Source organism: Nocardia sp. NPDC049526 (assembly GCF_044465765.1).
In the GTDB taxonomy this organism is placed as follows: domain Bacteria; phylum Actinomycetota; class Actinomycetes; order Mycobacteriales; family Mycobacteriaceae; genus Nocardia.
In genome coordinates this window covers 357,097-384,057 of sequence record NZ_JBITMA010000010.1, presented here as the reverse complement: position 1 = coordinate 384,057, position 26,961 = coordinate 357,097, and the positions used below count along the sequence as shown (strand labels likewise).

General features: G+C 62.8%; 24 protein-coding genes and 3 pseudogenes. 14 read left to right on the top strand and 13 right to left on the bottom strand.

Annotation, left to right across the window (positions count from 1 at the left end):
* Nucleotides 1-76: 76 nt before the first annotated feature.
* Nucleotides 77-712 (bottom strand): hypothetical protein, encoded by a 636-nt coding sequence (locus ACIBW7_RS30780; protein ID WP_397052369.1) that lies wholly within the window; start codon nucleotides 710-712, stop codon nucleotides 77-79.
* A gap of 90 nt (nucleotides 713-802) precedes the next feature.
* Here ACIBW7_RS30780 and ACIBW7_RS30775 point away from each other — a divergent pair, with 90 nt between their 5' ends.
* A complete protein-coding gene (locus ACIBW7_RS30775) occupies nucleotides 803-1,186 on the top strand; it encodes a hypothetical protein (protein WP_397052367.1) in 384 nt (127 codons plus the stop codon).
* A 351-nt stretch (nucleotides 1,187-1,537) separates the two neighbouring features.
* On the opposite strand, the pseudogene ACIBW7_RS30770 reads toward ACIBW7_RS30775, so the two are convergent.
* A pseudogene (locus ACIBW7_RS30770) lies at nucleotides 1,538-1,834 on the bottom strand (integrase core domain-containing protein); the annotation flags it as partial.
* Between the two features lie 46 nt (nucleotides 1,835-1,880).
* On the opposite strand from ACIBW7_RS30770, the pseudogene ACIBW7_RS30765 reads away from it, so the two are divergent.
* Nucleotides 1,881-2,183, top strand: a pseudogene (locus ACIBW7_RS30765) (helix-turn-helix domain-containing protein); the annotation flags it as partial.
* A gap of 101 nt (nucleotides 2,184-2,284) precedes the next feature.
* Nucleotides 2,285-2,668: a hypothetical protein gene (locus tag ACIBW7_RS30760; protein ID WP_397052410.1), complete on the top strand. Its 384-nt coding sequence runs from the start codon at nucleotides 2,285-2,287 to the stop codon at nucleotides 2,666-2,668.
* On the opposite strand, the gene ACIBW7_RS30755 is transcribed toward ACIBW7_RS30760, so the two are convergent.
* Entirely contained in the window at nucleotides 2,637-3,173 is a 537-nt protein-coding gene (locus tag ACIBW7_RS30755) for a TetR/AcrR family transcriptional regulator (RefSeq protein ID WP_397052365.1), read from the bottom strand. The genes ACIBW7_RS30760 and ACIBW7_RS30755 overlap by 32 nt on opposite strands.
* 108 nt (nucleotides 3,174-3,281) lie before the next feature.
* Here ACIBW7_RS30755 and ACIBW7_RS30750 point away from each other — a divergent pair, with 108 nt between their 5' ends.
* Nucleotides 3,282-4,355: a DUF4158 domain-containing protein gene (locus tag ACIBW7_RS30750; RefSeq protein WP_397052363.1), complete on the top strand. Its 1,074-nt coding sequence runs from the start codon at nucleotides 3,282-3,284 to the stop codon at nucleotides 4,353-4,355.
* Nucleotides 4,321-6,225 carry a Tn3 family transposase gene (locus tag ACIBW7_RS30745; protein WP_397052408.1) on the top strand — a complete coding sequence of 635 codons (1,905 nt, stop codon included), beginning with the start codon at nucleotides 4,321-4,323 and terminating at the stop codon, nucleotides 6,223-6,225. The genes ACIBW7_RS30750 and ACIBW7_RS30745 overlap by 35 nt, the downstream gene beginning before the upstream one ends.
* Before the next feature lie 347 nt (nucleotides 6,226-6,572).
* Here the strand turns inward: ACIBW7_RS30745 and ACIBW7_RS30740 are convergent, their stop codons facing one another.
* The 3 genes from ACIBW7_RS30740 to ACIBW7_RS30730 form a co-directional block, all read right to left on the bottom strand.
* Nucleotides 6,573-7,508, bottom strand: a complete 936-nt coding sequence (locus tag ACIBW7_RS30740; protein ID WP_397052361.1) for an immunity 49 family protein — start codon at nucleotides 7,506-7,508, stop codon at nucleotides 6,573-6,575.
* Nucleotides 7,509-7,791: 283 nt separating this feature from the next.
* Nucleotides 7,792-8,388 carry a recombinase family protein gene (locus ACIBW7_RS30735; RefSeq protein WP_397052359.1) on the bottom strand — a complete coding sequence of 199 codons (597 nt, stop codon included), beginning with the start codon at nucleotides 8,386-8,388 and terminating at the stop codon, nucleotides 7,792-7,794.
* 128 nt (nucleotides 8,389-8,516) lie between these two features.
* The gene (locus tag ACIBW7_RS30730) at nucleotides 8,517-9,008 is read right to left on the bottom strand and encodes a recombinase family protein (RefSeq protein ID WP_397052406.1); all 492 of its coding nucleotides are present in this window, start codon (nucleotides 9,006-9,008) and stop codon (nucleotides 8,517-8,519) included.
* A 1,041-nt stretch (nucleotides 9,009-10,049) separates the two neighbouring features.
* On the opposite strand from ACIBW7_RS30730, the pseudogene ACIBW7_RS30725 reads away from it, so the two are divergent.
* The 5 genes and pseudogenes from ACIBW7_RS30725 to ACIBW7_RS30705 all read left to right on the top strand — a co-directional run bounded on the left by ACIBW7_RS30725 (nucleotide 10,050) and on the right by ACIBW7_RS30705 (nucleotide 13,704).
* Nucleotides 10,050-10,669: pseudogene (locus ACIBW7_RS30725) on the top strand (TetR family transcriptional regulator).
* A gap of 225 nt (nucleotides 10,670-10,894) precedes the next feature.
* Nucleotides 10,895-11,077 carry a hypothetical protein gene (locus ACIBW7_RS30720; protein ID WP_397052356.1) on the top strand — a complete coding sequence of 61 codons (183 nt, stop codon included), beginning with the start codon at nucleotides 10,895-10,897 and terminating at the stop codon, nucleotides 11,075-11,077.
* 65 nt (nucleotides 11,078-11,142) lie between these two features.
* Nucleotides 11,143-11,673 (top strand): hypothetical protein, encoded by a 531-nt coding sequence (locus ACIBW7_RS30715; RefSeq protein WP_397052354.1) that lies wholly within the window; start codon nucleotides 11,143-11,145, stop codon nucleotides 11,671-11,673.
* A gap of 330 nt (nucleotides 11,674-12,003) precedes the next feature.
* The gene (locus ACIBW7_RS30710; RefSeq protein WP_397052352.1) at nucleotides 12,004-12,828 is read left to right on the top strand and encodes a class I SAM-dependent methyltransferase; all 825 of its coding nucleotides are present in this window, start codon (nucleotides 12,004-12,006) and stop codon (nucleotides 12,826-12,828) included.
* Nucleotides 12,829-12,879: 51 nt separating this feature from the next.
* Nucleotides 12,880-13,704, top strand: a complete 825-nt coding sequence (locus ACIBW7_RS30705) for an SDR family NAD(P)-dependent oxidoreductase (protein ID WP_397052350.1) — start codon at nucleotides 12,880-12,882, stop codon at nucleotides 13,702-13,704.
* Between the two features lie 275 nt (nucleotides 13,705-13,979).
* Here the strand turns inward: ACIBW7_RS30705 and ACIBW7_RS30700 are convergent, their stop codons facing one another.
* The 7 genes from ACIBW7_RS30700 to ACIBW7_RS30670 all read right to left on the bottom strand — a co-directional run bounded on the left by ACIBW7_RS30700 (nucleotide 13,980) and on the right by ACIBW7_RS30670 (nucleotide 22,660).
* Complete coding sequence (locus tag ACIBW7_RS30700) at nucleotides 13,980-15,233, bottom strand: hypothetical protein (RefSeq protein ID WP_397052348.1); 1,254 nt, start codon at nucleotides 15,231-15,233, stop codon at nucleotides 13,980-13,982.
* Nucleotides 15,234-16,451: a hypothetical protein gene (locus ACIBW7_RS30695; protein ID WP_397052346.1), complete on the bottom strand. Its 1,218-nt coding sequence runs from the start codon at nucleotides 16,449-16,451 to the stop codon at nucleotides 15,234-15,236.
* A gap of 1,441 nt (nucleotides 16,452-17,892) precedes the next feature.
* Complete coding sequence (locus ACIBW7_RS30690) at nucleotides 17,893-18,708, bottom strand: zeta toxin family protein (RefSeq protein ID WP_397052344.1); 816 nt, start codon at nucleotides 18,706-18,708, stop codon at nucleotides 17,893-17,895.
* Nucleotides 18,709-18,716: 8 nt separating this feature from the next.
* Nucleotides 18,717-19,025, bottom strand: a complete 309-nt coding sequence (locus ACIBW7_RS30685) for a hypothetical protein (protein ID WP_397052342.1) — start codon at nucleotides 19,023-19,025, stop codon at nucleotides 18,717-18,719.
* A 286-nt stretch (nucleotides 19,026-19,311) separates the two neighbouring features.
* Nucleotides 19,312-20,151, bottom strand: coding sequence for a TetR/AcrR family transcriptional regulator (locus tag ACIBW7_RS30680; protein ID WP_397052340.1), 840 nt, complete (start codon nucleotides 20,149-20,151; stop codon nucleotides 19,312-19,314).
* Nucleotides 20,148-21,668 (bottom strand): class I adenylate-forming enzyme family protein, encoded by a 1,521-nt coding sequence (locus tag ACIBW7_RS30675; protein ID WP_397052404.1) that lies wholly within the window; start codon nucleotides 21,666-21,668, stop codon nucleotides 20,148-20,150. Before ACIBW7_RS30675 ends, ACIBW7_RS30680 begins: the two co-directional genes overlap by 4 nt.
* Before the next feature lie 11 nt (nucleotides 21,669-21,679).
* Nucleotides 21,680-22,660: a phosphotriesterase gene (locus tag ACIBW7_RS30670; protein WP_397052338.1), complete on the bottom strand. Its 981-nt coding sequence runs from the start codon at nucleotides 22,658-22,660 to the stop codon at nucleotides 21,680-21,682.
* A gap of 348 nt (nucleotides 22,661-23,008) precedes the next feature.
* Between ACIBW7_RS30670 and ACIBW7_RS30665 the strand changes: the two genes are divergently transcribed.
* From ACIBW7_RS30665 to ACIBW7_RS30650, 4 genes are all read left to right on the top strand, one after another.
* Complete coding sequence (locus ACIBW7_RS30665) at nucleotides 23,009-23,449, top strand: hypothetical protein (protein WP_397052336.1); 441 nt, start codon at nucleotides 23,009-23,011, stop codon at nucleotides 23,447-23,449.
* Complete coding sequence (locus tag ACIBW7_RS30660; protein WP_397052334.1) at nucleotides 23,446-23,766, top strand: hypothetical protein; 321 nt, start codon at nucleotides 23,446-23,448, stop codon at nucleotides 23,764-23,766. The genes ACIBW7_RS30665 and ACIBW7_RS30660 overlap by 4 nt, the downstream gene beginning before the upstream one ends.
* A gap of 66 nt (nucleotides 23,767-23,832) precedes the next feature.
* The gene (locus ACIBW7_RS30655; RefSeq protein ID WP_397052332.1) at nucleotides 23,833-24,153 is read left to right on the top strand and encodes a hypothetical protein; all 321 of its coding nucleotides are present in this window, start codon (nucleotides 23,833-23,835) and stop codon (nucleotides 24,151-24,153) included.
* A gap of 98 nt (nucleotides 24,154-24,251) precedes the next feature.
* Nucleotides 24,252-26,522: a hypothetical protein gene (locus tag ACIBW7_RS30650; RefSeq protein WP_397052330.1), complete on the top strand. Its 2,271-nt coding sequence runs from the start codon at nucleotides 24,252-24,254 to the stop codon at nucleotides 26,520-26,522.
* Nucleotides 26,523-26,961 lie beyond the last annotated feature (439 nt).

Below are 26,961 nucleotides of genomic sequence, written 5' to 3'. Positions count from 1 at the left end.
CGTCCTGCCATGTCGATCAGTGTCCCTTCTCGGCCCTCATCAGGCCAAACGGGACTCTAGTACCAGATGGTCTCATTCATTGGGAGCAGCCCACCTCGATGTGACGTCTCATCAGCGTCCGTTGATGGGACACTTTGGACCGCTGCGTGTTCCCGCGCAGACCGCCTTCAGTCGTTTCTGTAGAGGTTGCACTGTACGCGGCAGTGTCAACATGTCGGGGGTTATCGATACGCTCGGATTGTCGAACGGCTCGGCCGCGGTCTCTCGAACATCTGATCGGGCTGTCCTGGTCCTCGAGGAGCGCGGTGTGGATTTCTTCGGCGGCGCAACCGAATTTGAGCATGCACCGATGAGCGAACGCACAGCGACGGCCTGGCCGTCGCTGTGCGGAATGCCGGGTGAGCCGTTGGCCGGGCTTGACCGATGTCGCCAGGATGCCCAGTTTGGGCACCGGTGTCAATGACACGGTGTGCATTGTCCAGATGAAGAACGGCTTGGTGCTGGCCCGTTGGTAGCCCAGATAGGTTGCGTGCCAGCGATCGAGCGCGGCCTGATTGCAGCGCGGCCGCGAGAGGTCTTGCACGTTCAGCCAGGTCAGGAACTCGCTAGCCCGCATGATCTGGCCAGGCGACTCCGGCGCAGCTACCACCCGCAGCCGCACCACCTCCTGTTGGCAGGCGACGACCGCCGCACGTCCAACTCGCTCACGCATTGTCGACGAGCAAGGCAATCAAGGAGTTTCGGTTCAACAAGCGCGGTTTATCGTGATGGTTTGGCCTGAGGGCAAGGAGCTCAACTGTCGATGTACGACTACGCCGATAACCCATCCACTTTCATATCCAGGATCGCCGAGGGCTTCCCTCGGTTGGCCGAGGACCTCGAGTGCCATATCGAGAACGACGGCGGGCCACTCACCCACGTATTTCTCTGTATGTATGTGACTCCCGCAGTGGTTTCCGCATTTGTCGGCGAGGACGGCGAGTTCAAAGACCTCAACTGGCAAGGACTGATCCACTTCCTGTCCACCGAGTTCGAGAAGGCCCCGCTCGGCGGGGAGGTCAGGGCCGCTATCGGCACGTCGTTCCTGATGCACCTGCCATGGCCCTCCGAACCCGGCTACGACGTCGTCGATCGCCTTGGTCCGACCTTACGCGAGAAGTTCGACGAGCTCAGGCCGGCTGGCTGATTTGGTTGTGTCTCCAAATGATCAGTGGTAGGTCGAGCAGCGCTATGTGGGCTGCGGTGGCGGAGTCGAATAGATGTGGACCGGGGAGCACAGGATAGCCGGTGGGCTGATTTGCAGCCCGTAGCCGGTCCGGGGCCAGTTGGCCGAGAAAGTCATAGCGGATCGGAGATCTATGGTTTTCGTCAATCTGTCGGGCGCCGTGTCGGTTGCCAGGAGGAGGGGTTCTGGCGCACTCTCTGTGAGGTTCAGTCCGGCGTGTCGCTGTGGGGGTCCTGGCCACGGCTGGTAATCCTGGCGGGCGTGTTCGGGTGAATCCCCCCGGTGAGTCCGGAGATTTTCTGGTTTGAGAGTTCAGCGGTTTGCTGAGGTCTCTTGTTGACTGTAGTAGAGGGCTTCGAGTTCGGCTGGTGGTATGTCGCCGCAGTACTCGTAGAGTCGGCGGTGGTTGTACCAGTCGACCCATTCGAGGGTGGCGATCTCGACGTGTTCTACTGTGCGCCAAGGTTTTCGGGGTTTGATCAATTCGGTTTTGTAGAGCCTGTTGATCGACTCCGCGAGCGCGTTGTCGTAGCTGTCGCCGGTCGAGCCGATCGAGGGGTCGATACTGGCTTCGATCAGTCGGTCGGTGAAGGCGATCGATGTGTATTGCTCAGGTTCAACCGGTGGATGCAACACCCGAGGTCACGGAGGGGGTATGGGAAGGCCATCGGACTGGATGCGGGAGGTCACCGGACGGGCTCCGATGAGGTCACCGGGACACCCTGGGCACCAGCGCGCAGTGGAACGTCTCTTCTGGGACAAGATCGCAGAAGGTGTGCTGCCGACGGAAGCCGGTGTCGCAGTAGGGGTATCGCCTGTCGCGGGCACTCGATGGTTCCGCGATGCCGGCGGGATGTCGCCGTATTCCTGGAGTCGGCCCGGAGGCCGTTACCTGTCGTTCGCCGAGCGCGAGGAGATCGCGTTGCTCAAAGCGCAGGGCAAGGGAGTACGGCAGATCGCGCAGGCGCTGGGCCGCAGCCCGTCGACTATCTCGCGTGAGTTGCGGCGAACCGCTGCGACCCGCGGCGGCAAGCTCGACTACCGCGCTTCGGTTGCACAGTGGAAAGCCGAGTTGTTCGCCAGACGTCCGAAAACAGCGAACTCGTTGATAACCAGCAACTTCAGGAGTATGTCCAACAACGCCTGGCGGGGCAGATCGCCGACGTCAACGGCAAGGTTGCCGCCGGTCCGTTGACAGGATCCTGGACCGGCCGGAACAAGCCACACCGCTCGGACCGGCAATGGGTGCAAGCGTGGAGCCCGGAACAGATCTCGAAGCGGCTCAGGATCGACTGGGCCAGCAACGTGACCATCGCGGTGGACCAGACCCGCTCGACGCTGGTCGCCTCCGCGCCGCGTTCAATGAACAGCTCCAGCGCGGTGTTCCCGGTAGCGGCATCGGCTCCCCTGATCAGCGTGGCACTAGGCCGGTATCGACGGTAGCGAAGACGGAGTCGGCCAGGGACCGCACACGTGCGGCGGGGATTTCACCAGTAGCGACGAACGTGGCCAAGCCCTGCATGACGCAGCGCATCGTGAGCATGATCGCATCCACTGAAGGCCCACGGATCGCCCCCGCACGCCATGCATCCCTGATCGCTCCCGCGAAGGTGTCACGCACCGCGGCCAACTCCGGGTGAGCATCGCCATCGGTGACGGCTCCGCCGAACATCAGCTGGGACAGAGCGGGCTCTGCCGCCACGAATTCCAGGTAGCGATGGCCGATGGCGTGCAGCCGTGGCAGCGGGTCATCGACCTCGATGATGGAGAGAGCTTCCCCCAACTCCGCGAACCCCTGAGTCATCACAGCGGCGAGCAACGCCTCCTTGTTGTCGGCGAAGTGCCGATACGGCGCCGCTGCGGACACACCCGCTCGTGTCGCGGCTGCCCGCAGCGTCAGCCCGGCGACTCCTCCCTCCTGTACCAGTGCGCGTCCGGCATCGACCAAGGCCCGGCGCAGGTCTCCATGGTGATATGGCCCAGGAATCCTGAAGCTGTCATGAGCCGCAAAGTAGGACGCGAGGGTAACCGTTGATCCGCCTTACGGTTTCGTTTCGTGCAGTTGGAGTGGTCGCCCGAGGATCTGATCGGGTCGTGGACGCTGATCGGCAAGAACGACTGGCGGTTGGTGGGCAACAAGTCGGGAGCTACCAGGCTCGGGTTCGCTGTATTGCTGAAGTTCTTCGAGATCGAGGCGAGGTTCCCTCGTGCGGCGGCGGAGGTGCCGCCTGCGGTGGTGAGCTACGTCGCCGAGCAGGTGAAGGTCGATCCGGCGCTGTTCGCCTCGTATCGGTGGTCGGGTCGGACGATCGAGTATCACCGTGCCCAGGTTCGTGCTGCTTTCGGTTTCCGGGAGTTCGCTGTCAGCGACGAGGACCAGCTGATCGGCTGGTTGGCTGAGGAGATGTGCCCGGTCGAGTTGCGTGAGGATCGGCTGCGCGAGGCTGTGCTGGTGCGGTGCCGGGCCGAGAAGTTGGAGCCGCCGACACCCGGTCGGATCGATCGCCTGGTGGGTTCGGCGCGATCGACGTTCGATCAGCGATTCTGCGCCCGCACGATGTCGCGTCTGAGTGCGGCGTCGGTCCAGGCTCTGAACGAGCTGGTCGCCGAGACCGCCACTCCGTTGGCGAGTGGCCGGAATCTGTTGGCGGAGTTGAAGTCCGACCCCGGCAAGGTCAGCCTGGAGACGCTGCTGCGGGAGATCGAGAAGCTGACTGCGGTCCGTTCGCTGAAGCTGCCGGCGGAGCTGTTCGCCGATGCCAGCGAGAAACTTGTCGACGCCTGGCGGGCACGCGCGGCGCGGATGTTCCCGTCAGACCTGCGCGACGCCCCGGAGCCGGTGCGGCTGACGCTGCTGGCGGTGCTGTGCTGGATGCGGTCCTCGGAGATCACCGACGCCCTGGTGGATCTGCTGATCAGTCTGGTGTTGCGGATCAATACCCGCGCAGATCGGCGGGTGGAGCGCGAGCTGACCGAGGATCTGCGGCGGGTTCGGGGGAAGGAGGGAATCCTGTTCAAGCTGGCCGAGGCTGCCGTGGAGCACCCCGACGACATAGTGCGCAAGGCACTGTTCCCGGTGGTCGGGGGAGAAGACGCTGCGGGAGCTGGTCAAGGAAGCCAAGGCCAATGAGCAGGTATTCCAGGAGCGGGTCCGCACGGCGCTGCGCAGCTCGTACTCCAATCACTACCGGCGGATGCTGCCGCCGCTGCTGGCCGCGCTGGACTTCCGGTGCAACAACACCGCCTACCGGCCGGTGATGGTGGCGATGGAACTGTTGCAGCGCTATGCCACGATCGACGGCAAGGTCCGCTTCTACGACCAGCACGCCCTGGTGCCGTTGGACGGCGTGGTCCCGAAAGCCTGGCGTGGAGCTGTGGTCGACGACCGCGACCGGGTCGAGCGCATACCGTACGAGCTGTGCGTGCTGGTCGCGTTGCGTGACGCGCTGCGCCGGCGCGAAATCTATGTCGAGGGCGGCAACCGGTGGCGCAACCCGGAAGACGACCTGCCGGGTGATTTCGAGCAGGCCCGCGAGGTCCATTACGCCGCGCTGCGTCAGCCGCTGGATGCGACCGAGTTCATCACCGATCTGCGCGCACGGATGACGGCCGGGCTGGAAGGGTTGGACAGGGGCCTGATCGAGGGGAGTACCGGCGGGGTGCGGATCACCAAGCGCCGTGGCGAGCCGTGGATCTCGGTACCGAAGCTGGACAAACTGGTCGAGCCGGAGAACCTGACTGCGATCAAGGACGAGGTAGCCCGCCGCTGGGGCACGATCGACCTGCTCGACGTGTTGAAGGAAGCCGACTTCCTGACCGACTTCGCGATGGAGTTCGTGTCGGTGGCCTCGCGTGAGTCGATGGACCGCGACACGCTGCGGCGGCGGTTGCTGCTGGTGCTGTTCGCGTTGGGCACCAATATGGGCATCAAGGCGATCGTGAATACCGGCGAGCACGAGGAGACCGCAGCCACGTTGCGGCATGTGCGGCGGCACTTCGTGACCCGCGACAACATGCGCCGGGCGATCGTCAAGCTGGTCAACGCGACGTTCGCCGACCGGGATCCGCAGTGGTGGGGCCAGGGGACGGCGTGCGCGAGTGATTCGAAGAAGTTCGGGTCGTGGGAGTCGAACTTCATGACCGAGTATCACCAGCGCTACGGCGGGGCCGGGGTGATGATCTACTGGCACGTCGAGCGCAACCGGGTCTGCATCTATTCGCAGCTGAAGTCGTGTTCGTCGTCGGACGTGGCGTCGATGATCGAGGGCCTGCTGCGGCATTGCACCGATGCCGAGATCGAATCCAACTATGTCGATACCCATGGCGCGAACATCGTCGGGTTCGCGTTCACCGAACTGCTGGGTTTTCGGCTGTTGCCCAGGTTGAAGAACATCGGCAGCATCCGGCTGTACCGACCCGACGACAACGCCGCCTACGGGAATCTCGGGCCGGTGCTGAGCCGCCCGATCCGCTGGGATCTGATAGCCCAGCAGTACGACCAGATGGTCAAGTACGCGACCGCGCTGCGGCTGGGCACCGCCGAGTCGGAGTCGATCCTGCGCCGGTTCACCCGCGGCGGCCCGAAACACCCCACCTACCAGGCCCTCGAAGAACTCGGCCGCGCGGTGCGCACCATCTTCGCCTGCCAATACCTCAGCTCCGAGGAGCTGCGTCACGAGATCCACAGCGGGTTGCAGGTGGTGGAGAACTGGAACTCCGGCAACGGCGTCATCTACTACGGCAAAGACGGAGCATTGACCGGCCCGGACCGCGAGCATACCGAGGTGTCCATGCTCGCACTGCACCTGCTGCAATCATCGCTGGTCCACATCAACACCCTGCTGCTGCAACGGGTGCTGCAAGACCCGGAGTTCCGTAACCTCATGGGAGACAACGAGCGCCGCGCCCTGTCGGCGCTGTTCTGGTCCAACATCAACCCCTACGGGCGGTTCCTGCTGGACATGAACCGTCGCCTCGACCTAGCCAGGCAAGCCGCATAGCAGCGGGTTTCAGCGTTGCGGGTAGTCCCAGTCGCGGCCGGTCTGCCTGTACTGCTCGACGGGGATCGGTTCGATGCCGGAGCGCATCCGGTAAGACTTGCGCGGTGTACGAGCTGCAACTTACGTAGGCGCGCTGCGGCATCCGGTGCGCCGCCTACACGGGGTGACCCGGGCAGATCGGCCCGGCAGGGGTCTGCTGCCAGCCCTGCGCGTCGAGCCAGTCCCCGCACCGGGTCCGGCGCTTGGCCTGCGTTCGTGTATTCGGCGGTAGAGGCTCTTCCGCCAGAAATCCGACGGTAGCGAATTATGGCAGATAGTGGGCACTTATCTGCCATAAATCCTCAACGTCACTTTTCGCAGAGATCTCCCTCAACCTCCGGGTCCGCGGGAAGGCTGTATTCGCCGTGCAGTAGGCCCCCCGGTAGGTAGTCGGATCGGATGCCCAACTCCCACCCGTGAACCTGGGTGGCGAGCTTGACCAGCGAGATCGTGCCGAACGGCAACAGGGTTCGTGGAGGCGCGTCGATTGCTGCGTTATCGCGATACTGAGTGAGACGGGTGGTCAATGCGTCTTCGAAGGTCGACCGGTCGTCTTCCAGCAGTGTCCGGAGCAGCTGCTGATCCGATGTCAGCGCACCGACTGCGTCCAACTGTCGTGCTGCCTCGGCGCGCTCGTCCGCGTCGGGCTTGCACAGAACCAGCCCGGACTCGGAATAGTTCGATCGCCACGGCCCGACCAGGTAGCTGCACAACGCGTCCATCTCCGCGATATCCGCTGGATCCGACTGTGATTCCAGCGGCGAGTACGGCACTCCCTCACGGATCGTGGGCGCAAAGTCGACGCGCAGCAGCCCGCCGATCGCTCGGTCTCGCTCCCATGGGCCGCTGATCAGGCACAATGAGAACACTTGCCGCCAGGTTCGTGCGGTCGGCGCCTGGTCGACAGGAGGATCGTAGCCGGCTACCTCACTACTGAACGTCTCGCCGATGAGCGGGAGAGGCACCTCTTGGTCGCCGTTGGGGGACGCGCCATAGCTCAAAGCCCCGAGAGCGCACTCCGCTGCAGTGCGCAGGACTACGGCCGAAGAAGGCGAACACAGCTCGGGGTCCTGCGCGATGCGCGCGGCGAGGTGGTCGAGGAGCGTGTCGCACATTTCCTGCAGAGTCCCGAGAGACGGGCCGTCGTACCAGTGCTCCCAGTGGATCCTTGTGCGCTCGGGGATTCCGTCCAGCGCGTAGGCCATTCGCCACTCATCGATACGGTGGCTCGCCACTTCCCGCACGCCGCAGTCCTTTCACATTCAATCTGTCTGGAGCGGGAACCACGCCCTCGGCTGGGGGGTCGACACCGCCCAGTGAGTTCGCGGCACTATGAAGCCGCCCCCCGATATGCCGCGATTGTGCCTTGCTCCCATCGCTGGGGGTGCAGTGACGTCACTATCCACCGCCACGATCGGGGGTGCGGGATCCAGATCCGTGAAAATTCAGGCTAAGCGATTTGGGGTTCCGGTAGTAATCGCCGAAAATCCAACGATTTTCAGCATTTCGCGTGGTAGAGGCTGTGTTTCAGGTTGTGGTGAGGTGGCGGTAGATGGTTTTGTGGGAGACGCTGAAGGTGTCGGCGATCTGGGCGACGGTGTATCGGCGTTTACCGCGCTGGTCGAGTTCGTCGTACATCTCGCGGGCCTTGAGCGCCTGCAGCTTGGTCAGCGCCGGTGGCCGGCCGCCGACCCGGCCGCGGGCTCGCACTGACTCCAGTCTCTCGAGGGTGCCCTCGCTGGTCAGGTCCGCGGTCATCCATCGCGGCGATGACGTGGAACAGGAACCGCCCGGCGGGGTGATGGTGTCGATACCTTGTTTGAGCACGATCAGGTCGATGCCACGTTCGTCGAGCTGGGCGGCGAGTTCGGTCATGTGCCGCACCGACCGGAACGGCCGCGACAGCCTGGTGATCACCAGCTCGTCGCCGCGGCGCAGATGCTCGAAGCACTTGTCCCACTCCGGGCGCCGTGCGAGTTTGCCCGATGCTTTGTCGACCCAGATCCGTTCGCACCCGGCAGCTTCGAGTGCATCGATCTGGGAGTCGTCTTTCTGCCCGCGGGTCGACACCCGCGCGTATCCGAAACGGCCCATGCCGCGAACTGCCCCATAAAGGGCTGACATGTTCCGGCTCCGTCCCGTAGTTTCCGCGCACGGGTTGTGTCCCAAATTGTGGGGTGTGTGAGCTGCGGGTTTCCTGTCGATTTTCGAAGTCGAGTGCACGGGATGTCCGCACTCGTGTGCACGAGTGGTCAGCTGGCGGTGGTGCGCGGGTCCACGCGGATGTTGCGGTAGACGGTCATGGGTGTAACGCCGCAGGACTGGGCGATCTCGGCCATGGTGAAGGACCGGGAGTCGTACATGCGCTGGGCCTTGTCGACCAGGGCTGGGGTCATCTTGGGCTTACGGCCGCCTGTGCGGCCTCGAGCACGGGCGGCAGCAAGCCCAGCGGCGGTGCGCTCGGCGATCAGGGCGGCCTCGTACTCGGCCATGAGGGCGAACATGCCGAACACGAGCTTGCCGTGTGCGGTGGTGGTGTCGACGATGCCGTTGGTCAGCGACCTCACGCCCACACCTCGCTGCCCAAGACCGGTGACGATGTCGATGAGGTCGCGCAGGTTGCGGCCGAGCCGGTCGATCTTCCAGACGACGAGGGTGTCACCGGGGCGCAGGTCGGCCAGGCACGCCTGCCACTGCGGCCGGTCGACCTTGGTTCCGGAGGCATGGTCGGTGTAGACCTTCAGGCACTCCTCAGCGGCGAGGGCGTCCAGTTGCGACTGAGGGTTTCTGGTCGGCGGTGGAGACTCGGGCGTAGCCGATCTTGTGTCCCATGCCGCCGGACCATATCGGAACTCACCGACAGGACAGGGTTTCGCGGGGTTGATTGTGTGGCGGGATTTGTTGAGGTCTGTCCTGGGGCAACGCCGTCAAGATCAAGGTCGAATCTCGATCTATCGCAGACGACCGTTTGCGTGAGACCACCTCACCCCACACATCCCATCAACCACCGGCCAGCGGCTACACCCAGCCACGGCCCCTTTCCGGCGTATTCGGTTCCTACCCCTACCCGACTGATGCCCGAAGGGGACAGACACCGGCCTCAGCTACCGGATCCTGCCACTGGACGCCGACACATACGCCCGTGATCCGCGCACCGGATCTACTTTGCGGCTCGTGACAGCTTCAGGATTCCTGGGCCGATATGCCTTGCGCTTCGATGTTGACATCATTCACATTACCTTCCCGTCATATGTTGACGAAGATAACATTCTTCGATGGAGGCGAGTTCATGTCCCATCGCATCCGCTACGCACGTCAGCGGGTTCCAGGAACCACGCCATCATCAGATAGTTGCGAACGTTGTTAGCAGATGCGTATTCTGCATCTGCGGACGATGTTTGCAATGGACGCGAGCGCCGGGGCCTGCTCGACGCCGAGTACGAGCGGATGCGCAATGAACAGGGGCAATGTCCGCTCCGGCCCGACCTCGGAAGCGTCCGATTCTGCCGTCTACGGCGCGGCGGACCCGGGCGGTGGCTCGGGTGAAGGCGCAATACGGAAAGCGAGGTCGGCATGATGCATCCCGAGACGGCAGCTGCGCTGGGGTCGAGCCGGGCACTGGGTTATGCCGTCGATGACGTGGAGGAACGGATCGGCAAGATCCGTGCTCGGTGGCCTTCGTGCACCTCCAGGGGTGATCGGATGGGGTCGGTCGGCTCGCCGACCTGTATATCGCTCCCGGGACGATCGTGAGCATGGCTCGCCAGGAGTTGGTGGCCGAGATTATGGGAGCGATTCGGGAGAGCGCGCTCGACGCTGTGCGGCGGCACGAAATCGCCGTCCTCGACGCAGCGGAATCACTGGCCGTCCGCCGCGGCCCTGCCGCGGTCACCGCGCGTGCGGTCGCCGCTGCCACCGGCATCTCCAACGGCGCGATCTACCACACCTTCGGATCGCGCGCGGAACTGCTCGGGCGCACCTGGTTACGTGCCGCGCGCCGCTTCCTCGACCTGCAAACCACGCTGGTTCAGACGGCGCTCGGCAGCCATGACGAGGTCGAAGCCGTGGTCGCGGCCGCCGAGGCGCCCGCGATCTTCGTCGAGCGGCATCTGGACTCGTCGCGGCTGCTGCTCGCCGTGCGGCGTGAGGAGTTGCTGGGCGAGCTGCCCGAGAGTGTCGCCGCCGAACTCGCCGCGACCGGCGAGATGCTGATCGAGCTGATGACCCGGCTGTCGCAACACCTGTGGCAGCGCGGCGACCGCCGCGCCGTCGACGCGATCACCCTGTGCCTGGTCGACCTGCCCACCGCCGTACTGCTGCGCCGCGAGCGGCTCGCCGATCCCCATGCGCGGAATGCCTCCGCGGCGCCGTGCGGGCCGTGCTCGCGGTCGGCCCGCCACCCTGACCATCCCCGTCCCCTACCCCTTGAGGATCCACCATGTTCGTCGGTCCGGTCGGCGCTCCCGGGGGAGTGGTGCAGTGGCGGATTCGGACGAATCGGGCGATGCCGGGTCTGAGTCCGGTGAAGGCTTCTGATTCCGGCCGAGCGAGACGGTCGGTTGGTTCGGTCATGGATGCGGTGTGAGAACGCTGCCGTTAGTTATCTTTCGAGGAGGAAGGGTTCGTCGATATGAGCAATATTTCCGGTCATGATCCGGAAGCGGTGCACAAGATACGCGACGGTCACTACAGCTCTGTCGAGACCGATCTCGAGCGGGCGAAAGTCGATCCCGACTATGCGGCCGACCGCCATGCGCGGCTCGGTAACGCGGCCTGTGCGCTGATGGAGATGTATTCTTTCTTTCGATGTTGACATCGTTCACATTATCTCCTCGTCAGATATGAACAATGACAACTTTCTTCCGGCAAAGGTGAGTCATGTCCCACCGCATCCACAACCTGCACTGGCGAGTGCTTCCGGCAACTCCCGAAAATGTATGGGCCACATTGACATTGCTCGGCACGGATAGCGATCCGCTCTACCCGCCGGAGTGGGGCTGGGTGCGCTTTCCCGACGGTCTGCACTCGGGTGCCAGGATGGTTCAGTACAACGGTGCCGGCCCGATCGGCTACCGCATCACGGAAGTCGAGCCACCGCGGCGGCTGTGGTTCGGTGGAATTCCCGGCATCGACGGAAGTCGCGGATATGTCCTGGAGCCCGTCGACGGAGGCACTCGGATCAGCCACGTGCTGTCGGCCGAGCCATCGATCATCCCGTACCTCGTGTGGACGGTGGCGTTACGCCACAGCCACGACGCTATCAGTGAGCGCATCTTCGACAACCTCGAGCTCGTCGTCACCGGCACGATTGCCGATCCGTACCGTCCCCGATCGGGTGCGCGAATCATGAAACGACTGCTCGGGAACCGGTCCGCGAAACTCGCTCCGCCTCGGGTCTCGACCGCGTGAAGCCCGGGCCCGGCCACCTGTGCGGCCGATTCGGGCCTCCGGCGGCGTGGCGGGGGTGAAGGTCGAGCGTCCACGAATAGCTGCGAACGTTGTTAGCAAGCAAGTATCGTGCGAATTGCGAATATTGTTCACAATCGGAGGTCTTGGTGGCTGTTGCCGACCCCGGCACATCGAGCTGTGTGGTGAGAGCCCATCCGCCAGGCGGCAGCACCGTCTTGCCGTCGAGATCGCATCAGGACCGCCGAGCGCCCAACGGAATCTGGCTGCTGCGCTGAAAAGCTTGTCCTACAACGAGTTCGGGTCCGTCCCGATGTTTCGAGGAGGGTTCAGATGGAAAAAGTAACTTTCACCGAGGAAAAGGCGACCATGCTCGCCACGCTCTACAGCAAGGCGGTCGACAACCGGCTGGCGAACCCGATCCTGGGCGATCAAGCTGCCGAAGATGCTCTCGAGCACATCGACTACGACTTCGAAAAACTCGGCGTCACAACGGCTTCCGCCGAGGGGATCGCAGCTCGTGCGAAGGTCATCGACGATTGGGCCGCCGAGTATCTGCACGACCACCCCAACGCTATCGTGCTGCACATGGGCTGCGGTATGGACAGCCGAGTCTTCCGGCTCGACCCACCACCAGCGGTGCAATGGTTCGACATCGACTATCCGGAGGTGATCGACCTGCGTACCCGTATCTATCCGCAGCGCGCCAACTATCAACTCATCGGCACGCCGATCACCGATCTCGCCTGGCTCGACCGCATCCCCTCCGATCGCCCCGCGCTCATCGTGGCCGAAGGGCTGCTGGTGTACCTGAAGCCGGAAGCAGGCGGTGAGTTACTGCGACAGCTTGCCCGCAGGTTCCCGTCGGGCGAGCTGATCGCCGACATGCTCAGTCGATTTGGCGTCAAGCTGCAGAAGGCCACACCGATCGCCCGCAACACCGGTTCGACATTGCACTGGGGCATCGACGACCCAACCGAACTCGATCAACTCGGCTACCACACGACCGCGTGTCTCGACGCCGCCGACTGGTTCGACCCACGGACGCCCGAGGGGCAGAATTTCGGATTTTCCCGCAGTGTACGACTGCAATTCGCAATGACCCGCTACATTCCGGGGTTGCGCCGGCTTGCCAAGATCGGCCGCTGGAGCTTCTGACCGGCGATTCGCGACTACGGCACAGAGAGGACTGTCGCTAGTGGGGTACACGTGGAAACAACGCGGCGAGGCGGGGTCCTGATAACGGGAGCCAGCAGCGGAATCGGGTCGGCGTTCGCCCGGATACTCGTCGGCAGCGGCCACGACCTGATCGTGGTCGCCCGGCGCGCCGACCGGCTCGACGAGCTGGCCGAACAGATGCAGGACACGGGAGCGAACATCGAGGTCCTCGTCGCCGATCTGCAGGACGACAGTGATGTGCGGCGGGTGGAGGATCGGTTGCGAAGTCGGGCCGAGCCCGTCCAGCACCTGGTCAACAATGCCGGCGTCACCGACTACACCTTCTTCGCCAACAGTGAAATCGACCGGGCGGTAGCACAATTGGCGTTACATACCGCGGTCCCGATGCGCCTGATGCGTGCCATACTGCCGCAGCTGGTGCAGCAGGGCAGCGGCGGCGTGCTCAACATCGCTTCCACCGCCGGACTACAAGCAAGCCCGGGTCTGGCCGCATACAGCGCCAGCAAGGCGGCGCTGATCACCCTCAGCGAGTCGGTCCATCACGAAGTCAAACCCTTCGGTGTCCGGGTGAGCTGCCTCTGTCCCGGGTACACCCGGACCGAATTACAGGATGCGGCGGGCGTCGATGCGAGCGGCCTGTCCCGCATGTCCTGGATGAGCGCTGATACCGTCGCTCGGGTCGGCTGGCGCGGCTACCGACGCGGACGAGCGATCATTGTTCCGGGCACCATCAATCGCGCCACCGCCGTCGCTTTCCGCTACGCCCCCCGAACTATAAGCCGACATTTCATCGCCACCATTGTGCGACAAGTACACCCTCACGACCATCAATCGTCCACGGCGGGACCGCGTTAGACCGTTGGGGCGAGCTCCCGCCAACCAGCGTTTGCCGCAGTGAGCCATCACGCGCAAACATACCCGAGAGATCCAGCGACAGGCTGAGAAACTTCCGGGTCGCGGCGGGCGTCTCGATGCAGGTAGAAGTGTTACCGAATACCCCGGAGGGTAGTGGCTGCTCCCGAAATAGTTGGGCGGTGTCCGGTGTTCGGATTCGCAATGTATGACGTTTCTCAGAGGTGATGGGATTGACGGCGGCTACAGCCCGTCTTCGGCATTCGAGCCATCTGCTGTCACGCTGTCGGGGGAAATACCCGGCCGGGTGTCCGGCTGGACGGCCGCGGGGGCGGCGAGCTCCACGGATTCCTGTGCAGCCCGGCAGCCCTGACGTCGTCGTTGCTCGCGCGGACGCTATGCCACCGTAGGTCTGCGATCAGACGGTCGGCTCGGGCCGAATGCAACTCGCCCTCGGGCAAGGCCATGACCCTGTCGAGTGACTCCACAATCTGCCCTGCGTGCTCGTTGCCGACCCAAGTGGTAATGCGCTGCGCCTCTTCTCTGTTCACAGTCACCAGTCCGGTACCCAAATTGATCGGTATACGGGCATTCGCTGGCACGCTATTACCTAAGGGGTCCTTGCCATCCGCTATATCTCGGAGTTGCTGCCATGAACCAGGAGTGGGGTTCTCAAAGTAATGCCGAGCAAGCCGCTCATGTTCCGGATCATCGAAATTAACACCCCCGCGGTATCTATTGCGTAACCTTAGCGCCGAGGTCTCGACCTCGGCGAGATTGAACTCAGTCCGATCGTCTTGAAAGTTCCGTAACGCAGCCATATACATCGACAAATCATCATTCTGCCATGGCTCACGCTTGGCACTTTTGTCGACGTGGTTGCGAGCCGCGGCGGCCTCGTACATTATTCTCTCATCGGTGAACCCTGCGGCAATCATAGCGCCGCGAACTCTTTCTATCGACCCAGCACCGTCCTCGATCACAGCTTCGATGATCGCGGCTGCTTCCCTCGCCGTATTGACACCGCCTCGGCCGATTACCGACCGAGCATTGCGGTGCCCGACAACACGACCGATATTCGCAGCGAAATGATCCGGGTCACGAAACGCATGGAGTCCAGCATTATTGAACTGCCGAATATTCTGATACGAATTGGCCCACTCGGCGGCTATTTCATCCCACCCCGACAGCTGCTTCTTCTCCACCCTGCGCCGCCGTTTCGCATCGGAGCTCAGCGGCCGACCCCGCCCACCGAAAAGCCATTCGGCGATGGGCGAACTGTTGACTGTACTCGCCGCAGCGAACCCGGCAAGCACATGGGCCGGCATGGAATGGGCAGCACCGACCACGCCCATCCCCAAGGCGCGAGAACCGCCTCCACCACCATGGCCTGGGCTCGAGGAGCCCTGCGCCGCGAGCCCGAGCCGGTTGGCGATCCAGTCACTACCGCTGCGCATTGCCCGACTCAGGTTGCGGACCTGGAAGATTGCGACCACGTTCACAACAGCGCAGAGGAACAATATTTCCATCACCTAGCCGCCTGCCTGCAGAAACATATTGTTGAGAAAAAGTGTGTATACACCTAGGAATATCGTGTATGCGGCCATTCGACCGGCAGCTATAAACGCATCCACCACATTCCTAATCAGAAACGTTTGCGTCGGTCCGTAAATGAATCCACCTGCAGCAAAACCAAAAATTGTCATGAAACCGTGATAGATAGCATAACAACCGTCTCTGATAATCATGAATGAGACCATTATCAATACCAGCGATGCAAGTGGGGACAGAAAAATGATCACCAAACCGGACCCGACCTGTCCCCAGGTCGGGTCGGAAGCCCTCTCATAAGCAGCCGAGTCGCCACAGTCACGCATTGCTTCCCTGATATCGGAATCATCGCCCGAGAGAGTCGCGGTCGACCAAGCATCACGGCAGGCCGGCGACCGATCGACGACGTGACCGAAATTCAATACCTGCAGCGGATGCCGCAGCAGGTTGTCGACCAAACCAGCCTGCATGACTTCCACCTGATCGGCCGGATTCGGGTCAGCATCACCGTTTAGACCGGCCGCCACCGAGATGCCGAGATCACGCCCTTGAGCCAGGAGCCCGTTCGGAGCCAGCACTTCGGCTAGAGGCTCCGCAAGAAATACCGGACCCAACACTGCCACCAACAGCATGAAACATACCTGCGTCGTAGCCCGAGCAAAATAGCCCCGCACAACGAACAGTGCAACAATTAAAGAGCCGATCGCTGCTGCAGTGAAAAGCACCTGCGGTGTGGCAATCTGCCTGGTAAGATTCTCCGCAACACCGGTCAAAGCACGATGAAACGGGTCCAGCCATTCGTAACCAGCCGAAAAGCCCACGAACTCGCACGCGGGAATCTGCAGGAACAGCCAGAACTGGACCTCCAAATTGAGCACGGCAGATCTCACCGTGTCACCCGGGTGAAAAAGGCCTCCATCATCTGTCGAGATCTGATAGCTCGTCGCTGGCACACCCTCGGAGTCCCGGATATCCATCCAATCGAGTACGTCGATGCCGGAGCCGCCACCGCCCCCAGTCCCGGTCTGCCCGCGTGCCATTCCATCAAAGATCCCTGGTATAGCCAGGAACACAACAACAGCAATCAAGATCCAGACCACCCGACGCCGACGCAGGCCGGAATTGATCCATACGAAGCAGCGTCCTGCCACGGCACCCGGCCGCCACCGCTCCGGATTCCAGAACTCCTCCGGCTCCAATGCCGACGAGCACCTACGCCTGCCCTGAGGCCCTCTCACCGTCCGTACCAGCTTCCGACCACATCCACTCGGCGGCACCACGGCGGGCGGCCGCCGAAACCGCACCCGCCGTATCCAGATCGCCATCGCCGCCCGCGTCCTATATGTCGATCGATACGGGAGCAGTGAGTCCCAGAGCTGCCACCACCGAGACCTTCTGAGTCTCCCCGTCCGGGAAGGTAGAGTCGACGGCCCCGTCAGTGCCAGGCGCCCGCGGCGACATCCCGTTGTCCGCGGGCGCTGCGGACGTGCCGCTGGGGGCTGCAACTGATTGACTCGGAGGGGGCGCCGAACCGGCTGCCGGTTGTCCCGTCTGTGGAGGCGGCGCCAGTGGGTTGGATGGCATTGTCGAATCCGACGAGCCAGTGTCCACATCTCCTGGAGTCAAACCGAGGTCACTCAAACCTTGCTCACCGGTTACTTCTTGCGGAGCCCCCCGATCCTCTGGCGGCAGACCGGTCTCCTCTGGCGGCAGACCATTCATCCAGCCCACTCCTGCGATCCCGGGCGGTCCGTCCGACACAGTATCGGTTTGCGCCATGGCGACCGCGCCGAGTAAGCCGGGCCAAACAACCAGCGCGAAGGCCAAAACGATGAACCACACGATCCTGGTCCGCCGCCGCGAGGCGCGAACCCATGCCGGAATCTGTCGGCTGAGCATGCTGGGGTGCCACTCGGCAAGGGCCGTGAACACCGACTCCCACGTCGGCAACGAAAGCCGGCACCGCGAAATCCGCGACCTCATCGATGCCCACCCAGAGGTCGTGGACCAAGCGAACCCGGTTCAGAACACCTGCGACTCCGTGGCCACCAAGTCAGTTCGGACATTCCGCACGAACTCAGCCCGAGCGGATCGACCACGACGCAGCGGCTGAGCGCCTCCGCGGGCACGGCCAGGTGAGTGGAACCGGCTCCTCCCACGACGACCATGGATCGTCGACAACAGCCCACCAAGACCTCCTATTGTGAACAATGTTCGCAATTCGCACGATACTTGTTTGCTAACAGTGTTTGCAACTGTTCGTGGGCACTTGACCTTCACTTCCGCCCCGCCGACGGAGGCCCGAATCGGCTGCACAGGTGGCTGAGCTTGGGCTTCACACGATCGAGACCTGAGGCGGAGCGACTTTCGCGGACCGGTTCCCGAGCAGTCGCTTTATGATTCGCCCGACGAGATGCCGGCCGCCCTCATCAGCCAAGGCGCTGGCGAAGGAGTGCAATCCGCCTGAGCGCGTTGCCGCGTCGGCGCTGACCCGCTGGCCTCACCCGAACTCCAGCTGATCAAGGCTCGCGAGATGCACGCGACTACCGAGGCAAACGCAATTACGCCGAGGACCGTCCACCGGCAACGGTGGTCGGCGTGCGTGGGCTTACTCGAGCACAATCCACCCAGGCGGTGCTCCTACACGTTCAGCACCGGCCAGTTGCCGCGGCGGCAGTAGTAGGGGAGCGTGAGCGCATGATCGCTGACCGCCTCAGGGACCGCCAATGCCTCTCTCTCCACTCGGTAGCCGGCATTCCGGAAACTGGCGGCGTAGGCGTCCGCGTCGCCTGGGCGTCTGGTCCCGACTGCGAGCAGCACATCATTGCGGTGGCCGATCGTGTAGTCGACCGCCATGGCGGCCCACTCCAGCACATCTGCCTCGACGGCAGCGCCGGCGCGCGCATCGTCGGCGCGGACGAGATCCCAGCTGCGCGGGTGAAATGCGGGGTAGATACCGGGATCGATCAGCACCGGGGCGGCATCGTCCCAGCTGTGATACCAGCAGCGCAGCGCGGTGGTCTTTCCGGATCCGGGTGGGCCGGTGAGGATCATCGCCATCGGTCGCTCGCGAGGGTGTGGCGTGCTGAGGGTCTCCGACGCGATCCGATCCCGGAATACCGCCGCGTGCGCCGCGCGGTCGAGTCGACAGGCGGCTGGTTCGTTCCAAGAAGGCAGGTGCAGCCGTGGTGCTTCGACCTTCCCCGCCAGTGTTGTGCCATAGTCGCGAATTGCCCTGGCCACGGCCGTGGTGTTCCGAGGGTCGAGCTCGGACAGTTCGGCGAGATATGCCCGGCGCAAAGAACGCATATCCTGTCGCACGACAACGTCGTCGGCGCGCTCGGCCAGCCACTCGACTGCGGTGCACTGCGCCATCAAGCTCGTGACGATGTCGACCGCGGCCTCGTAGCGCAGCACACGCTCCCACTGCGGGGGCAGCTCGGCTGCTGCGGTCATGCAGGCCATTATGACGGACCGCCGGATGGCCCGGGCCGGAGCAAGGGGCTGGCCAGGGCTTCGAGCTCATCGGCCTCCCTGGACAAGCGCACCCAGATGTGCTCGTCGTCGGGGCGCAGCTGTCGGCCTGCGGCGATGCCGTCGCGCAAATCCTGCATCTGGTCGGCGTAGGCACGCTGCTCCACGGGCGTCAGCGGCCGATTGCGCTCCTGCTCCATGGCTTCCGAGCCCTGCGGTGACTTGGCCCATTCACCCGACGACAGGCGGTGGTTCTCGAACAGCGCATCGGTGTGCGACCGCACTCGAAGCCCGTTCATCGATACCGGTGATCCGGGAGATTCGAACAGGCGAACCAGATCGGCGGAGCCGGTGAAAGACGCGTTCTTCAGCGGGCGACATTTACCGCCGTCTCGATCTATGCGATCCCGACGAGGTGGGCGAACGCGGCTTCGGAGCGCATGCTGGATTGTCGCCAGCGTGGCCGACAGCTGGCCCGGCGGTCTCGGGATCGGCTGCCGGACAATCCTTCTCGTCACAGCCGATCGAATTCGTGCAGAGATCGAATAGATTGCAATACCGCTTGACTCTCACCAGAGGGCGAGACTATTCCGGCTGGGCCAAACCGATTCCGTTGACCCACAGTCGGGTCAACGTGGCGATAGCCGTGTCCCGGTCGTGTGGTTCGCCGTAGGTGATCCAGATCCGGCTGGCGTGGCCGACCATAGCGGCCAGGGCGTGTGCGGCGTGCTCGGGGTCGAGTTCCGGGTCGATGATTCCGAGTTCCTGCCAGTGACGCAGGCTGCGTTCGATGCGCTGCGCGAATCCGCGATGTCCGCCCAGCCGCATCGGGATCAGCTCCGGGTGGGCGCCGACGGCTTCGTCGATTCTGAGCACGATTGCCGCATAGCGGGAGTAGCCATCGATATAGTGCTCGATAGCGCGCCGTATCCGCTCGCGGACTCGCTCACGCACATCTGTGTCGTCGGTGATCGGCTTGTCGAGCGGTTCGGGCGCGAGCTGGCGCAACTCGGCCACTGCTCGGTGGATGATCTCGGTGAAGACCTCCAGTTTGGACGGAAAGTAGGTATAGAACGATCCGACCGCTACCCCGGCCAGGTCGGCGATGCTGGTGATTCTGGCGGCCTGGTAGCCGTCCCGCTCGATGCATTCACGAGCGGCGGCTATCAGTGCTTCCCTGGTGCGTTGCGCTCGGCCGGTGAGGATTTGTTCCGCGGGGTCGCCGAGCGGCGGCTCGGTACCCATTACCGAGCGATATGCCTGTTCTTTGGAGCCGAACCTGGCGTAGAAGGTGGACACCGATACGCCGGCTTCGCGTGCAATGTCCTTGATGTGGGTACCGACGTAGCCACGGGTGTGAAACAGATCCCGCGCGGCCATACCGATCGGGTCGCCCGGACTGTCCAGCTCGGTGTCTGTGGTCATCGCACCGGATCGGCCCAGACGATACTGTCACGCAGCTGAGCTTTGAGGAGCTTGCCGGCAGGGTTCCGTGGCAATGGTCCGTGCATCACTTCAACGTACTGCGGGATCTTGTAGTCGGCCAAACGGGAGATGGTGTAGCTGATAACCGCATCGATATCGATGCCACCGGCTCCGGCGACCAGGATCGCTCCTACCTTTTCGCCCATCACCTCGTCGGGCACACCGATCACCGCAGCCTCGACCACCCCTGGGGCACCGCCGAGCACCTGTTCGACCTCCAGGCTGGAGATATTCTCCCCACCCCGGTTGATCAGGTCCTTGGCCCGGTCGACGATGGTGACGCGCCCGGCCTGGTCGACGGTGACGATGTCGCCGGTGTGTACCCATCCGTCGGTGAAGGTTGGGGCTGTGGCGCCGGGCTGATTCCAATAGCCGGTCGTGATGTTGGGTCCTCTGGCCAGCAGCTCGCCGTGATATGGCCCGTCGACCGGATCGATGGCCAAGTCCACCACTGGCGCCGCGTATCCGACCGAATCGGCATGGTCGGCCGCGTCGGCATCCGGCAGTACCGTCAGCAGCGAGGCGGTTTCGGTCATCCCGTAACCATTGAAGACCACCGCATCCGGAAACGCGTTCTGCAACTTCCGAACAAGCGTCGACGTGATCGGCGCGCCGCCGTAACCGACGTGGCGCACCGACCGGACATCGGTGTTACCGAACGCTGGGTTCTGGAGCAGGAGAGCGTAGATCGCGGGAACCGTGACCAGGAACGAGATCCGCTCCTCAGCAATAACCTCGGACATGCGAGCCAGATCCCGGTTCGGCATGATAATCGACGTGCCACCGAGCGCGGTAGCCACCAGAAGCTGGGAATTGCAGCCGGTCACGTGGAACAGCGGCACCGAGATCAGCGTGCGCAATTCGGCGCCGAGATCGCGGGGCAGCTCGAAGCATCGGATCGCGGTCTCGGCGTTGCTGAGAAACGCGCGGTGTGTGGTCGGCACTCCCTTGGGCCTGCCGGTGGTGCCCGAGGTGTAGAAGATCGCGGCGACATCGTCACGCTGCGGCTCGGCGACATGCGGATCGCCCTCGGGTAGTGGATCGCTCTCATCGAGGTCGACCGCCACACCGGCGTCATCTAATACATAGGCGATCTCTGGTACGGCAAAGCGCGTGTTAACGGCAACCGGAATCCCGCCGGCCATCAGCGTGCCCCAGAAGGCCAGCACCCAGCGAATCCCGGCAGGGTACCGCAATGCCACCCGGTCACCCGCTTTCAGCCCCTCCGCTCGCAGGCCGCCCGAGACCTGGGATGCCCGCTCGTAGAGTTGCCGATAGCTCAATCGAGGCCCGTCGACCTCGACGACCGCCTCGGCATCCGGGGTTGAGTCGGCTTGCTGCCGCAGCAGCGCCACCAGCGATTCCGGCAAGCCCTCGTACTGTGCCACACCCTTCCCATCACGGTGGACACCGTGGATGGAGAACGGATTCTCCGCGCTTCGCCGCAGGATGATCATCCGGTCGGTGCTCATCGCGCCCACCCCTCCTTGCCCATGCTGAAGTAGCGGCGTGGGTTGTCCACGAGCATGGTCGTCAACTGTTGCTCGGTGACTCCGGCACCACGCAGCGCGGGCAGCACCGCATCGTGAATGTGGGTGTAATGCCAGTTCGGCGCCACCTGTTCCCGTACACCAGGTGGGAGCCAGTCGATATGGCAGGAGGCATCCTGCGCGAGCACCATCCGGTCGGAAAGCCCCTCGGCCGCAAGTTTGGCGACAGAGGCGATGCGCTGGTCATCCGGGAGCAGGATGTCCAGCCCGAATCGGTCCATCCCTACATAGGAACCGTTGTCGATCACCTCGTGTAGGTAGTCCAGATCGGCGGTGTCGCCGCTGTGCCCGATCACCACCCGGCCCAGATCGACACCTTCCCACCGGAGCACGTCCTGGGCGATCAGCCCGGTCCGGTGCGCTGGCGAACTGTGCACGGTGATCGGTACCCCGGTGCGCTTGTGCGCCTCGGCGACGGCGAGGAGTACTCGCTCGACACCAGGGGTCAGTTCCTCTTCGATCGCGCACTTCAGGAACGCTGCCTTGATCGACGTGCCTGCGATGCCCGCGGTGATGTCTTTGACGAACATATCGACCATGGGCTCGTCACCGTCGAGCATTGTGCCGGGCCCGTGCAGCCGGAAGAAGAGTGGCACGTCGTTGTAGGTGTACAAACCGGTGGCGGCGATGATGTTGAGGTCCACCCCGGCATTGATGCGAGCCACACGCTCGATGTCCCGCCCCAACCCGAGGACTGTCGGGTCGACGATCGTATCCACGCCCCGGGCCTTCAGCGCGCGCAAACGTTCGATCGCGTCCGCGACCCGCTGCTCCTCATCCCACAACTCCGGGTAGTTGCGGCGAATCTCTTCGCTGAGCACGAACACGTGCTCATGCATCAGCACCGTGCCGAGTTCGTCCACCGGCACCGGGCCGCGAACACTCTCTACCTGGACCATCGAGCGACCTCTCGTTGAGCTACTTCACGACTTGGCGGAATAGTAATTGAATATGTATTCATATTCAATACTGATTCCGGCAGCCCGGGGCGACTTCACCGGTCGATCCGGAGGGGGCGAGTTTGGGCAGGTCAGCTCTTTCGGGTGACGACTTCATCGCTACCGCCACGGCCACCTGGGGTGTAGGCGGGGTGCGATCCCGGTTCGGGATCGTCGTTGCGTAGCCAACGGCGGGGTCGGGGGAGTGGGCGTCATCGGCAGCTGGCGTGCCATCATAGTTGCGAACATCGTTAGCAGAAGTGTACGCTCGCGACTGCGAACGCTGTTCACGGTTGGCTGGAGGTTCTGGTGAACGACATCGAAGCCCACCGCACCGTGGTGGACCGGGTGACTCTGCGGGTGCCCGCCGGTCGAGTCCACGCCTTGCCCGGACCGGACGGTTCGAGGATCGGTTTTCTTGCTGCGGCGTTTCTCGCTATCCCGGGAATCTTCGATGTGATCGCTCACGGACAGACCGGGACTTCAACGAGTAGTGGCGCCAACATAGACGTGCTCGGTTGGATGAATGTCCGTGATGCCGAGGGTGCACCAGCGAAGAATCATATGTTAGTCACCGACGACGGCAACATTTTCCACCCGGACAAGATAAAGGGCCTTGCATGCGGTGATGGATGGGAAGCGTTCGTCAGATCCAAACCCTCGGCGCAACCGACTCGAATCCATCGACGTGAAAAGAAGGAACCCGTGATGGTGAAAGAACAACCAACCGAAGGGACCGCGCCATCATGATGCATCCATATACGGAATCGGCGCTGGAATCCGGCCGAGCCCTGGCGCATGCCATCGATGATCTCATGGAACGGATCGACCGGATCCGCGCCCGGCGCCCCTCGCCCAGCTCCCGGGTGATTCCCGAAGTGGATGGGATGGGCAGACTCACCGATCTATACATCGCCGACGGGACGACCGCGAACTGTGCGAGCAGCCAGGAGTTGGTGGTCGACATCATGACTGCGATTCGGGAAAGCACCTCAGATGCCGTGCGGCAGCATGAACTTGCCATCCAGGAGACGACGTGGCCGAAGATGCCGTGGCCGCAGTCCTGACTTGAGTTCGGTGAAGTTTTCTTCGGCCGATGGCGAAGTTGATCGAAATGGAGGGATTCTGTCGATATGGGCACTGAATTAAATCAAGATCCAGAAGATTGGCGTCGACAGCGCGACATAAACAACGGTATGGCTCCCGTCTATCATGAGCGGGCGAAGAACGATCCGGACTATTTGGCCAACTTCTATTTGGAAAAGGGCTACGCGGCCCACGCATTTTTAGTGAGATATGCCGTGCCGTACCTGAGTGCTCGTCCAGACGGTTGGACCTCGGTGGCGGACGGTTGTCAAAGTTTGAGCGACGAATCACATACGACAGCGGGTGGTCTCGAGGAAGCCGATTGCGCGGGTAGCGCGTGGATTCGGCGGACGGCACCGGAGATGTGAGGCTCTAGTGTCCGTGAGTATCTCGGTAGAAGGATTCGGGGTGGCGGCTGGGACTCGCGAACAGCCCGGCGCGACGTATGTGATCAAAGGGTGTTCTAATGGCTGACTCAAAGGTCGTCAAGGTCCTCAACCCGGGCGATAGCCTCAATGAAGGCGACTGGGTTGAATCGCCGGACGGCAATTACCGGTTCGGGCTCAAGAACGGCGACGTAGTCAAGGTTTTCGTCCCGACCGGAGATACCAAGACAATATACAATAGCGGAGACGCCAGCAAAATCGTATTCGAAACCAAAAAAAACGGTAGCGAGTACAGGCTCGAGGCCCACAATGATGCCGGCGACGAGCTATGGTCGGCGAATCCTGACGACAAAAAAAGACGAGGGGGTGGGTACAACGATCATTATGACGAGTGGGACACCGATGATGATGCCGACCAGAGGGTGCGACAGTTCGCTCTTACGAACGATGGCGCTGTGGTTGGGGTCAAGCATGCCTTAGGTGATTGGAAGGGTAACCTAGGCGCAGACGCTAAAAATGTCCTCTGGTTCGACGAAAGGCCAAATCTCGAACTGGTCGCCTACCGAAACTACGTGAAGAGCTTTACTCGCGATCCGGAAATGGGTGATACTTACTCCACTCGCGATCCGGAAGCGGGCGACAAGGGCGAAGATCCCGACTTCCGGCTGAGGATCGAGGTCCCCCCTGGCAAGGCGTCGCCCGAACTGATGGACGTCATAAGTGTAGTGAACGATCGGCTTGCCTATTTAGCTTTCCAGATGGGGCATAAGAGGAAGCCGGTGGCCTTACAGTCGGAAAGTCGCTTCTGGAATGGCAAACTGGAAGACGATCTTATCAAGAAGCTTCAAGACGGGGCGGCCGCCAAATCGGGGGCGAAGGGTGAGGCCGTAGAGGCGTATGAAGCAGCCGCAGGCCAGGTCGGCGCCCTGGCGTCGACGTGGGACGAAATGGATTCGAAGTTCCAGCAAGAGGACCGGGAACTCACCAAAGAGAATTGGCGGGTCTTCAAGCGTATGTATGATACGGTTCAAGAAGCCCGTGAGGATATCTGGAAAATCCTCAAAAATAATGTCAGGCTGGAGTCGGGGAAGCAAACCCGCGAGTTCGGTATCCAGAACATTGTCGAAGAATGGCCTATCTATCCCATCCTCAAGCAAGTGGTCCTGGACTGCAGGAAAGACGTCGCCGACTACGCGAAGCAGGCTGAGGAACGCGCAAAACGGGGTGGGGATTTTCCGGGGTACCCCAGCGAGAAGAAGGGCGCGAAGGAGGAGAAGCCCAAGAAGAAGGAGGAAGAGAAGCCCGAGAAGAAGGAGAAGGAGAAGCCCGAGAAGAAGGAGGAGGAAAAGCCCGCCACAAAAACCACCCCTTCCCCTACGACCATCACCCCTCCCTCCTACACTCCGCCGCCGACTACTCCCACGCCACAAGACATGTTCCCGAGTCCGGATTCGAACCCCACGTTGGACGATCTTGGCCTGGGATCTACGGACAGCACGGATTCCCCGACCGGTACCCAGCCCATTGCGGACAGCACTAGCGGCGACACCCCGTCGGGCACAGACCTTCGTTCTCTGATCCGGACGGCGACGCAGGATGCCGGAACGGGATCGACCGTTGCGCCCAGCGCCCCGCAGCAACCCACGAATAGCAGTGGCGATGCTATGGGGCAGATAGGGCAGATGATGGCGATGAACGCTCTCAACCAGAACCGGGTTCCCGGCGATGACAGGGGCTACGAAGACAGAGAATCGCGTGAGGACCGGCAACGAGAACGGGAGCGGAACCGCGCAGCCCAGACGGCCACAACCAATCCCGCGGCCCAGACAGCTCCTCCCGGCGTGGTGGCGCCAGCCTATGTGGGTTCTCCGCCGCCGGTGACGACACCGGGCGCGATGGTGGATGTCCAAATCGGCGAGAATACCGTGAAGGCGTCGCAGCCGGTGGCGGAGGCTTTGCAGAAGCAGGTGCAGAACACCGCCATCGATGCGATGTCCGCGTACCGGGGAACTGCGGGTGAGTTGTCAGCGGATCATCCGCCCGCAGTGATCAATAGTCGTGACCCGCAAGCGTTTAATACGGGCGATATTATCCAGTGGGAGAGACATAACGCGCTGATCGTCAAGGAATCGAACCAATTATTTGTCCTGGACAACGGCCAGCTCATTCCCTTTGATCCCGGCAAACCTCCGCTGGAGGAAAAGTACGGGCTTTGCACGGGCTACGTCCACCCGACCGGCCTGGATAGCGCCGCCGGCGGCGACCCCGTACTCGCGGCGGCAGCTCCGCCGAACGTGGCAGCACCGAAATCGCCTGCCGGTCCGCCGCCGGTTGAACCACCGCAGATCTGACCGGCCGGAACCGTCGACACAAATCTCATCGACCGGTCGGACGCGGAGATCGACGACCCGGCCGTAGTTTTAGGTCTCTGGTCGAAGGCGGCTGGCGAATTCCCAAAGATATTCCTCCGACAAGAAAGGGAAACCATGGGGATTTTTGGTATGGATTGGAAGGATGCATTGGTTGGAGCAGCAGGTCTCATTGGAAGTGCGGCCGGGCCGGTCGGCGGCGCGGTCGCGAGTGGCCTCGTAGGCGGCGCGGTTGCCATGACGCAGGGCAAGAGTTTGGAAGACGCGTTCGAAACCGCTGTAGTCGATGCTGCGACTGGCGCAATCCCCGGAGGCGCATTTGCTGGTCGCGCCGGGACCGTAGCGGCGGATGCCGCGGCTGGTGGAGTCGCTCGAGGGTTGCGCCAGGGAATTCGGGGGCTGGCAGACAATGCCAACGGTA